The sequence below is a fragment of the Xanthobacter autotrophicus genome (assembly GCF_030015065.1).
Lineage (GTDB): Bacteria > Pseudomonadota > Alphaproteobacteria > Rhizobiales > Xanthobacteraceae > Xanthobacter > Xanthobacter autotrophicus_D.
On sequence record NZ_JAIVFN010000359.1, the window covers coordinates 1 to 475 of the forward strand.

At 68.8% G+C, this 475-nt stretch carries 1 protein-coding gene; it reads left to right on the forward strand.

Features of this window, described 5'->3' with window-relative positions:
* Positions 1 to 475: SDR family oxidoreductase (locus K9U40_RS23520; RefSeq protein ID WP_282892480.1), on the forward strand; the 475-nt coding region annotated here is incomplete at both ends.

Below are 475 nucleotides of genomic sequence, written 5' to 3' on the forward strand. Positions count from 1 at the left end.
GTTCACCGACCTGTCGGCCACCTGGCCGAAGTTCGACGGCTTCGTGCACAGCATCGGCTTCGCGCCGCGCGAAGCGATCGCGGGCGACTTCCTCGAAGGCCTGTCGCGTGAATCGTTCCGCATCGCGCACGACATCAGCGCCTACAGCTTCCCGGCCATGGCCAAGGCCGCCCTGCCCTACCTGAACGACAAGGCCGCGGTGCTCACGCTCAGCTACCTGGGCGCGCTGCGCGCGGTGCCCAACTACAACACCATGGGCCTCGCCAAGGCCAGCCTGGAAGCCAGCGTGCGCTACCTGGCCGAATCGCTCGGCCCCAAGGGCATGCGCGCCAACGGCATCAGCGCCGGCCCGATCAAGACCCTGGCCGCCAGCGGCATCAAGGACTTCGGCAAGCTGCTGGGCACCGTGGCCGATGCCTCGCCGCTGCGCCGCAACGTGACGATCGAGGACGTGGGCAATGCCGCGGCCTTCCTG